11 protein-coding genes and 1 tRNA gene are annotated in these 8,591 nt (G+C 70.9%); 2 read left to right on the top strand and 10 right to left on the bottom strand.

The window, feature by feature from the left end; translation table 11 throughout:
• From ABD207_RS30540 to ABD207_RS30575, 8 genes are all read right to left on the bottom strand, one after another.
• Positions 1-921: RNA polymerase sigma factor SigF (locus ABD207_RS30540; protein ID WP_344016522.1), on the bottom strand; the 921-nt coding region annotated here is incomplete at its 3' end.
• A gap of 449 nt (positions 922-1,370) precedes the next feature.
• Positions 1,371-2,204 carry an RNA polymerase sigma factor SigF gene (locus ABD207_RS30545; RefSeq protein WP_344016568.1) on the bottom strand — a complete coding sequence of 278 codons (834 nt, stop codon included), beginning with the start codon at positions 2,202-2,204 and terminating at the stop codon, positions 1,371-1,373.
• 177 nt (positions 2,205-2,381) lie between these two features.
• Positions 2,382-2,675: a Dabb family protein gene (locus tag ABD207_RS30550; protein WP_344005504.1), complete on the bottom strand. Its 294-nt coding sequence runs from the start codon at positions 2,673-2,675 to the stop codon at positions 2,382-2,384.
• Positions 2,675-2,851: a hypothetical protein gene (locus ABD207_RS30555; protein ID WP_167996765.1), complete on the bottom strand. Its 177-nt coding sequence runs from the start codon at positions 2,849-2,851 to the stop codon at positions 2,675-2,677. The genes ABD207_RS30550 and ABD207_RS30555 overlap by 1 nt, the downstream gene beginning before the upstream one ends.
• 108 nt (positions 2,852-2,959) lie before the next feature.
• Positions 2,960-3,044, bottom strand: a tRNA-Ser gene (locus ABD207_RS30560).
• A gap of 96 nt (positions 3,045-3,140) precedes the next feature.
• A complete protein-coding gene (gene tadA, locus ABD207_RS30565; protein WP_344016523.1) occupies positions 3,141-3,626 on the bottom strand; it encodes a tRNA adenosine(34) deaminase TadA in 486 nt (161 codons plus the stop codon).
• Positions 3,627-3,628: 2 nt separating this feature from the next.
• Positions 3,629-4,159, bottom strand: a complete 531-nt coding sequence (locus ABD207_RS30570; protein WP_344016570.1) for a tRNA adenosine deaminase-associated protein — start codon at positions 4,157-4,159, stop codon at positions 3,629-3,631.
• Between the two features lie 469 nt (positions 4,160-4,628).
• Complete coding sequence (locus ABD207_RS30575; RefSeq protein WP_344016524.1) at positions 4,629-4,841, bottom strand: hypothetical protein; 213 nt, start codon at positions 4,839-4,841, stop codon at positions 4,629-4,631.
• A gap of 139 nt (positions 4,842-4,980) precedes the next feature.
• Between ABD207_RS30575 and upp the strand changes: the two genes are divergently transcribed.
• On the top strand, positions 4,981-5,616 hold the full coding sequence (gene upp, locus ABD207_RS30580) for a uracil phosphoribosyltransferase (RefSeq protein ID WP_167996768.1): 636 nt from the start codon (positions 4,981-4,983) through the stop codon (positions 5,614-5,616).
• A gap of 57 nt (positions 5,617-5,673) precedes the next feature.
• On the opposite strand, the gene ABD207_RS30585 is transcribed toward upp, so the two are convergent.
• Positions 5,674-6,285, bottom strand: a complete 612-nt coding sequence (locus ABD207_RS30585) for a LytR C-terminal domain-containing protein (protein WP_344016571.1) — start codon at positions 6,283-6,285, stop codon at positions 5,674-5,676.
• 129 nt (positions 6,286-6,414) lie between these two features.
• Positions 6,415-6,711: a type II toxin-antitoxin system VapB family antitoxin gene (locus ABD207_RS30590; protein WP_167996769.1), complete on the bottom strand. Its 297-nt coding sequence runs from the start codon at positions 6,709-6,711 to the stop codon at positions 6,415-6,417.
• Between the two features lie 105 nt (positions 6,712-6,816).
• On the opposite strand from ABD207_RS30590, the gene ABD207_RS30595 reads away from it, so the two are divergent.
• The gene (locus tag ABD207_RS30595; protein ID WP_344016526.1) at positions 6,817-8,523 is read left to right on the top strand and encodes a helicase HerA-like domain-containing protein; all 1,707 of its coding nucleotides are present in this window, start codon (positions 6,817-6,819) and stop codon (positions 8,521-8,523) included.
• Positions 8,524-8,591 lie beyond the last annotated feature (68 nt).

Here is an 8,591-nt window from a genome sequence, read left to right on the forward strand (position 1 = left end):
GTCGGAGATCAGACCCTCCCGCAACTGCGCCAGCGTCCGCGTCAGCAGCCGTGAGACGTGCATCTGCGAGATGCCGACCTCCTCACCGATCTGCGACTGCGTCATGTTCGCGAAGAACCGCAGCATGATGATCCGCCGCTCCCGCGGCGGCAGCTTCGCCAGCAGCGGCTTCAGCGACTCCCGGTACTCCACGCCCTCCAGCGCCGCGTCCTCGTAGCCCAGCCGGTCCGCCAGCGAGCCCTCGCCGCCGTCGTCCTCCGGGGCCGGCGAGTCCAGCGACGACGCCGTGTACGCGTTGCCGACGGCGAGCCCGTCGACGACGTCCTCCTCCGACACCCCGAGCACGGCCGCCAGCTCCGGCACCGTCGGCGACCGGTCCAGCTTCTGCGACAGCTCGTCGCTCGCCTTGGTGAGCGCCAGCCGCAGCTCCTGCAGCCGCCGCGGCACCCGCACCGACCAGGACGTGTCCCGGAAGAACCGCTTGATCTCCCCGACCACCGTCGGCATCGCGAACGTCGGGAACTCCACGCCCCGTTCGCAGTCGAACCGGTCGATCGCCTTGATCAGCCCGATCGTGCCGACCTGGACGATGTCCTCCATCGGCTCGTTGCGGGAGCGGAACCGTGCCGCCGCGTACCGCACGAGCGGGAGGTTCAGCTCGATCAGGGTGTCCCGGACGTAGGCCCGCTCGGGGCTGTCCTCGTCGAGCGCGGCGAGCCGCAGGAACAGGGAGCGGGACAGGGTGCGGGTGTCGAGAGCCGCGGTGGCCGACAGCTCCGCGGCAGGCTCGGCGTCCAGAGCCGTGCCTTCGTCGACGGGCGGGAGGACGGGCGGGACGGGGCCGAGTGCGTCGAGAGCATCGGGAGCTGTCTCGCTCTCCGCGAGCGTGAGCACCTTCGAGCTGCCCTGGTCTGCGGACATGCCACCCCCTTTGGGTCGCGGGACGGTCGCGGCGAGCGCTCCCGTCCGAGGAACGCAGCCTTCACCTGAATACCGGCGCCGAGGCTCCGGCAAACGCGTCTCCCGCAGAATGTCACATGTCGGCAACGCGCTGTAGTGACATGTCGACATCCGAGATACGAATCCGCCCTGGAAACAGGCGGTCTGACGGTGTTTCGGCCGAGAAGTGCGCACAGTTCCGCAGGTGAGCGATTCGCTCTCCCCGGTGACGGATCGATCACCTGTCCGCCCGCAAACGAGGCACGGACTACAACCCTACGCGACCCTCAATCCGACCCCCGACCGTCAATCCGGCCCCCGACCCCCGATCCGAGCCCCGACCCCCGATCCGGGCCCCGACCCCCGATCCGGGCCCCGACCGTCAATCCGGCCCCCGACCGTCGCCTCCCGCCCCCATCCGTCCGACAGGACTACGCGTCGATCCGGTTGGCCGACCGCAACCGCTGAAAACTCCGCGCCAGCAGGCGCGACACATGCATCTGCGAGACCCCGAGCTCCGCACTGATCTGCGACTGGGTGAGGTTGCTGTAGTACCGCAGCAGCAGAATCCGCTGCTCCCGCTCGGGCAGTTGCACCAGCAGATGCCTGACGAGGTCCCGGTGCTCCACGCCGTCCAGCGCCGGGTCCTCGTAGCCGAGCCGGTCCAGCAGCCCCGGCAGCCCGTCGCCCTCCTGCGCGGCCTCCAGCGAGGTCGCGTGGTACGAGCGCCCCGCCTCGATGCAGGAGAGCACCTCCTCCTCGCTGATGCGCAGCCGCTCGGCGATCTCGGCGGTCGTCGGGGTGCGCCCGAACGCGGTGGTCAGGTCCTCCGTCGCGCTGTTGACCTGCACCCACAGCTCGTGCAGCCGGCGCGGCACGTGCACGGTGCGCACATTGTCGCGGAAGTACCGCTTGATCTCGCCGACCACCGTCGGCATCGCGAAGGTCGGGAACTGCACGCCCCGGTCGGGGTCGAAGCGGTCGATGGCGTTGATGAGCCCGATGGTGCCGACCTGGACCACGTCCTCCATCGGCTCGCTGCGCGAGCGGAACCGGGCCGCCGCGTAGCGCACCAGCGGAAGGTTGGCCTCGATGAGCGCCGCGCGTACGCGGGCGTGCTCCGGGGTGCCCGGTTCGAGCTCCTTGAGCTGGGCGAAGAGGACCTGGGTCAGCGCCCGTGTGTCGGCGCCCCGGCGCTTGGCGGGGACGGGTGCGGCTGCGGGAACCTCGTCCTGGGGCGGCGCAGTACTGGCCGACACGGTCAACGCCACCTCTTATCCGTCAACTCATCCGTCAAAAGCGGTCATAGCATCACAAGACAGGCTAACCGTGTGCAAGCACCGCATATTTCGTGTTGAGCGAGGAAGAGGGCACCCCCAGCATGCGAAAACCCTCCGCCGTGACGGCGGAGGGCACGAGGCGAACGGGTGAACCGGCCCCGGTCAGAACTCGTAGTCCGCGATCACCCAGGTGGAGAACTCCCGCCAGAGCGCGACCCCCGCCTGATGGTCCGGGTGCTCCACATAGCGGCGCAGCGCGTCCGTGTCGTCGAACGCGGAATTGATGGCGAAGTCGTAGGCGATGGGGCGGTCGCTGATGTTCCAGGCGCACTCCCAGAACCGGATCTCGGGGATCTTGCCCTCCAGCGAGCGGAAGGCCTCCACGCCCTTCACGACCCGGGGGTCGTCCCGCTCGACGCCCTCGTTCAGCTTGAAGAGCACCAGGTGGCGGATCATCACTTACCTCCGTTGGCCAGCCAGGTCATGAAGTCTCCGAGGGCCTTCGCGGCTTCCGAGATGCCCTCGAAGCCTATCTGGACGTAGTCCGCCGCCTTCTCCGGATCGGTGATGATCACGTACAGCACGAAGACCGCGACGAGGTACACGGCGAGCTTCTTAGAGTTCACCGCCATCGCGGCCCTCCCCTGTCACGGTCGTCACGGTGATGCGCTGGTGTCACGCGCCGAACGGGCCCCATGATCGCACGAAGGGCCCCGTCCGACGACGGGGCCCTTCACAAGCGGTAGCGGAGGGATTTGAACCCTCGGTGACTTGCGCCACACTCGCTTTCGAGGCGAGCTCCTTCGGCCGCTCGGACACGCTACCGAGGGAGACCTTACAGCACAGTGCGGCGTGGTTTGAAATCGATATGCGCGGACCGGCGCGGAGCCGGCCGGCACCTCACCGCCCCCGGAAAAACCCTCACCGCACCCGGAAGAACTCCGTGAGCGGCCGGGCGCACTCCTCGGCGAGCACGCCCTCGATCACCTCGGGCCGGTGGTTGAGCCGCCGGTCGCGGACGACGTCCCACAGGGAGCCGACCGCGCCCGCCTTCTCGTCCCGGGCGCCGTAGACCACCCGGTCCACCCGGGCCTGCTGGATCGCGCCCGCGCACATGGTGCAGGGCTCCAGCGTGACCACCAGGGTGCAGCCGGCCAGCCGCCACTCGCCGAGTGCGGCGGCGGCCCGCCGCAACGCGAGCACCTCGGCGTGCGCCGTGGGGTCGTGCCCGGCCTCCCGCTCGTTGTGCGCGGAGGCCAGCACGGTGCTGCCGTCCGGGGCCAGCACCACGGCGCCCACGGGCACGTCCCCGCCGCTCACGGCGCGTTCGGCCTCGGCCAGGGCGAGCCGCATCGCGGGCCGCCAGGGGTCGCGTACCGGGTCCGGCGGCCCTGAGGTGTTCTGCATGATCAGCGGACGGTCTCCAGGACCTCCGAGGCACCGAGCGCCTCGGCGATCGTGTTGACGGCGTCCTCGGTCAGCGAGGCCAGTTCCTTCTCGCTCACGCCCAGGTCCTCCAGGATCCGGGCGTCTCCGACCGGCCCGTGCGGTACGGACCCGGCGCCCGTGTCGTCGGCGACGGTGTCGTCGGCGGGCTCGCCGTCCTCCGTGCCGTCGAGGTCGAGGGCGTCCAGGTCGGTGCCGTCGTCCCCGGGTTCACGGCCGAGCAGCTCGTCGGTGAGCAGGATCTCCCCGTAGCTGCTGCGGGACGCGGCTGCGGCGTCGGAGACGTAGATTCGAGGATCCTCGTCCTCGCCCTCCACGCGGACGACGCCGAACCAGCCGTCCTCCTGCTCGATCAGCACGAGCACCGTGTCCTCGTCGGGAGAGGCTTCCCGAGCCAGGTCGGCCAGATCGGACAGGGTCTCCACATCGTCGAGCTCTGTGTCGCTCGCTTCCCACCCGTCTTCGGTGCGCGCGAGCAGTGCGGCGAAGTACACCGTGACTCTCCCACTGGTCATAGGCGTGCCGGTTGGGGATCCTCCCGGCGGAGGTTGCGGGCGGCAAGTGCTCCTGCGAGCCCACCCATTCGGAATCGTGGCAGAAACAAGGTCCCTGAGGGACGTCTTCGGCTCCCTGTGTCCGGCAGTTTTGATCGCATGTCGCGTCGGATGTCGCGTCGGATGTAGCGTCGGATGTCGCGTCGCATGGTGTGTCGTATGCGTCTGGGCGGGTCCGTGCGGGGCCCGCCGGCACACTCGTTGTCGCCACATGCGGATCGTACGCGGGTGCCGTGTCCGCAAGGCTACTTCCGCCAACGCCCGTGTGTTCCCGGAACTTCCCGGGCTTCCCAGAACTTCCCGGGGCTTCCCGGAGCCTCCCCGGGCTCTGCGGGCTTGCGGCCGGCGCGGTCGCCGGGGCGGACCGGAGTGTCGCCGTGCCTGCCGGGGGCGCGGTCCGGCGGCCGGTCTACCAGCGGAAGGTCCGCATCCGCATCGCGTGGCGCAGCCGGGCCGCCTTGGCGCGGCGTGGCTGGACGCGGTCGCGCAGGGCGCGCGCCTCGGCGAGCTCGCGCAGGAACAGTGCGCGTCGCCGGCGCCGCTCGTCCTCCGTCTCGGACTCGCCGGGACCGCGGCGGGTCCCGGCGGACGGCGGATCGTCTCTGAAGTCCTGTTCAGGCATCGGCTCACCACCCCGGTCCGTCCCTCCCACCTTCCCCCCGATGGGCGGTTTGACGCCAGCGATCGGGTGACAAGCGGCCCGGCGGGGTTGCGGGCAGGCGGGGACGCCGGGGCGGCAGGGCCCGGCTACTGTGGGGGACATGCGTCTCCACGTCGTCGACCACCCCCTGGTCGCCCACAAGCTCACCACGCTGCGCGACCAGCGCACCGACTCCGCGACCTTCCGCCGTCTGGCCGACGAGCTGGTCACCCTGCTCGCCTACGAGGCGACGCGCGACGTGCGCACCGAGCAGGTCGACATCCAGACGCCGGTGGAGCGGACCACGGGCGTGAAGCTGTCCCACCCGCGTCCGCTGGTGGTGCCGATCCTGCGGGCGGGGCTCGGCATGCTGGACGGCATGGTCCGGCTGCTGCCGACCGCCGAGGTGGGCTTCCTCGGCATGATCCGCAACGAGGAGACGCTGCAGGCCTCCACCTACGCCACCCGGATGCCGGAGGATCTCTCCGGGCGTCAGGTGTACGTGCTGGACCCGATGCTGGCCACCGGCGGCACGCTGGTCGCGGCGATCCAGGAGCTGATCAAGCGCGGCGCGGACGATGTGACCGCCGTGGTGCTGCTGGCCGCGCCGGAGGGCGTCGAGGTCATGGAGCGGGAGCTGGCCGGCACGCCGGTGACGGTCGTGACCGCAGCGGTCGACCAGCGGCTCAACGAGCACGGTTACATCGTGCCGGGCCTCGGCGACGCGGGCGACCGGATGTACGGCGCGGCCGAGTAGTCCCGGAACACCCCCAGGTGCGCTTCCAGGAGGCCCTTCCCGGGGTCCTGGAAGTTCTCAGCAGCCCTTCTTCGCGGTGGGCGCCGGGGAGGGCTTGGCCAGGGCGGCCAGGGTCTTGTCGGCGTCCGCCTTCTTCGTCAGGGCGCGGAACTTGTCGCCGATGATCAGGTCGACCTCGGTGCCCTTGCGGGCGGCGTCGGTGCGGCGTTCGGCGCCGTCGACCTGGGTGGCGAGCACCGGCAGCGAGGTGTCGAGGGCCGGCGCGGGGCCGAGCAGCACCGCGGTGCCCTTGACCTTCTTGTCGTACTCCTTGGTCGCGTTGCCGACCTCGCCGATGGCGAAGCCGCGCTTCTTCAGCTCGTCGGCGGTCTTCTTGGCCAGCCCGGAGCGGGTCGTGGCGTTGAGGACGTTGACCTTGAACGCGCCGGGCTTCGGCAGCGGGGTCGCGCGGGGCGAGGGGCTCGCCTTGGCGGCGCAGGCGGGCTTGGCGCCGGCGGCCCTCGCGGGATTGCGACCACCGGTGAAGACGTCGATGAGCTGGAGCGTGCCCCAGCCCGCGCCGCCGAGCACGGCCGCACCGGCGATGGTGAGGACGACGAGCCTGCCCCGCCGCCGGGGCCGGCGCATCCGCGGGTACTTGTCACCCGTGATCCGGTACTGGCCGCCCATGCCGGGGGGAGTCAGCATGCTCATGAGCGCAGCGTAGTGCGCTCCGGCGACTCTGCCTACTAGATGATCAATCGACTGGGTGCAGTCCGACCCGAAAGGGGCACTGCGGCCCCCCGGCGCCGGAGCGGCTCAGTCCAGTTCGAGCACGCGGGCGTGCAGCACCTGACGCTGCTGGAGTGCCGCGCGCACCGCGCGGTGCAGGCCGTCCTCCAGGTACAGGTCGCCCTGCCACTTCACGACGTGCGCGAAGAGGTCGCCGTAGAAGGTCGAGTCCTCCGCGAGGAGGGTCTCGAGGTCGAGTTGCTGCTTTGTCGTCACCAGCTGATCGAGGCGGACCGGGCGCGGAGCCACGTCCGCCCACTGCCGGGTGCCCTCCCGGCCGTGGTCGGGGTACGGCCGGCCGTTTCCGATGCGCTTGAAGATCACACGGAAAGCCTACCGGTCGAGACGTTCCGGGCGCAGCCATGGCGACGCAGTGCGACGCTGAGAAAGACACCCGAAAGCAGGACGAAACGGGAACAGGTGCCCGAGATGAGCGAGCGCAGGACCATTCCGCAGGCCACCGCTCCCGAAGGGCCCGGCAGCGCCCCCGCCCTGCCCGAAGAGGCCCTGAAGATCGCCGCCGGCTACGCCTTCGCCGGGCCGGCACTGGACCTGGGCGCCCTCATCTGGGACGGGGAGTGCCAGCCGGACGCGCAGATCAGGGTGCCGCTGTCGATGCTCAACCGGCACGGCCTGGTCGCGGGCGCCACCGGCACCGGTAAGACCAAGACGCTCCAGCTGATCGCCGAACAGCTCTCCGCGCAGGGCGTGCCGGTGTTCCTCGCGGACATCAAGGGCGACCTGTCCGGCATCGCCAGGCCGGGCAAGCCGGGGCCGCGGATCGAGGAACGCGCCCGTGACGTGCACCAGGCGTGGACCGCCACCGGCTTCCCCGCCGAGTTCTACGCCCTCGGCGGCATCGGCCCGGGCATCCCCGTGCGGGCCACCGTCACCAGCTTCGGGCCGCTGCTGCTGTCCAAGGTGCTGCAGCTCAACCAGACCCAGGAGCAGTCCCTCCAGCTGATCTTCCACTACGCCGACAGCAAGGGCCTGGAACTGGTCGACCTCAAGGACCTGCGGGCCGTCGTCGCCTTCCTGGCCTCGGACGAGGGCAAGCAGGAGCTGAAGTCCATCGGCGGTCTGTCCCCGGCGACCGCCGGGGTGATCCTGCGTTCCCTGACCGCCTTCGAGGCGGAGGGCGCCGCCTCCTTCTTCGGCGAGCCGGAGTTCGACACCGCCGAGCTGCTGCGCACCACCGAGGACGGGCGCGGGGTCGTCTCCGTGCTGGAGCTGGCCGCCGTGCAGGACCGGCCGACGCTGTTCTCCACCTTCCTGATGTGGCTGCTGGCGGACCTGTTCCACGATCTGCCCGAGGTCGGCGACATCGACCGGCCCAAGCTGGTCTTCTTCCTCGACGAGGCGCATCTGCTGTTCGACGACGCGTCCAAGGCGTTCCTGGACTCGATCACACAGACGGTGCGGCTGATTCGCTCGAAAGGGGTCGGCGTGTTCTTCGTGACGCAGACCCCGAAGGACGTGCCGGCCGAGGTGCTCTCCCAGCTCGGCAACCGGGTGCAGCACGCGCTGCGCGCCTTCACCCCGGACGACCAGAAGGCGCTGAAGGCCACGGTGAAGACCTTCCCCGACTCCCCGTACGACCTGGAGGAGGTGCTCACCGGCCTCGGTACCGGGGAGGCCGCGGTGACCGTGCTCAGCGAGCGCGGCGCCCCGACCCCGGTGGCGGTGACCCGGCTGCGGGCACCTCAGTCCCTGATGGGTCCGGTGCCGGCGGAGGAACTGGAGCGGGTGGTCCGGGAGTCCCCGGCGTACGGACGTTATGCACAGGCTGTGGACCGCGAGTCGGCGTACGAACGGCTGGCCGGGCGGCAGCCGGGGGCGGATGCGGGTGCGACAGGGCCGGACGAGGTGCGTGAGGGCGGGGCGAAGGGTCCCGACGAGGCGCGTGGGGCCGGGGGGAAGGGCCCCGACGAGGTGCGCGGGGAGGCGGCCGGGGCGGGGAAGGGCACCGGGCGGCGGGGTGCGCCGCGCGAGGAGCGGGAGGACCGCGACTCGCTGGTGGAGCAGGTCGCGGGCAGCGGGGCGTTCCAGTCGCTCGCCCGGTCGCTGGGCACGCAGATCGGGCGGGAGATCACCCGGTCCGTCTTCGGCACGGCGCGGCGCCGAGGGCGGCGTTAGACAGGCCCGGGTGCGTCGTATCCGGCATCGGCATCCCGGCATCCCGGCATGCGGAGGCGGCGGGGGCG

The organism is Streptomyces thermospinosisporus, assembly GCF_039526425.1.
GTDB classification, from domain to species: Bacteria; Actinomycetota; Actinomycetes; order Streptomycetales; family Streptomycetaceae; genus Streptomyces; species Streptomyces thermocarboxydovorans.

What these genes read in the sequence shown, in the direction of transcription:
- ABD207_RS30585 (WP_344016571.1), bottom strand. Translation starts at nt 6,285, where the DNA reads ATGGGCGGCCAGTACCGGATCACGGGTGACAAGTACCCGCGGATGCGC.
- ABD207_RS30575 (WP_344016524.1), bottom strand. Translation starts at nt 4,841, where the DNA reads ATGCCTGAACAGGACTTCAGAGACGATCCGCCGTCCGCCGGGACCCGC.
- tadA (WP_344016523.1), bottom strand. Translation starts at nt 3,626, where the DNA reads ATGCAGAACACCTCAGGGCCGCCGGACCCGGTACGCGACCCCTGGCGG.
- upp (WP_167996768.1), top strand. Translation starts at nt 4,981, where the DNA reads ATGCGTCTCCACGTCGTCGACCACCCCCTGGTCGCCCACAAGCTCACC.
- ABD207_RS30555 (WP_167996765.1), bottom strand. Translation starts at nt 2,851, where the DNA reads ATGGCGGTGAACTCTAAGAAGCTCGCCGTGTACCTCGTCGCGGTCTTC.
- ABD207_RS30550 (WP_344005504.1), bottom strand. Translation starts at nt 2,675, where the DNA reads ATGATCCGCCACCTGGTGCTCTTCAAGCTGAACGAGGGCGTCGAGCGG.
- ABD207_RS30595 (WP_344016526.1), top strand. Translation starts at nt 6,817, where the DNA reads ATGAGCGAGCGCAGGACCATTCCGCAGGCCACCGCTCCCGAAGGGCCC.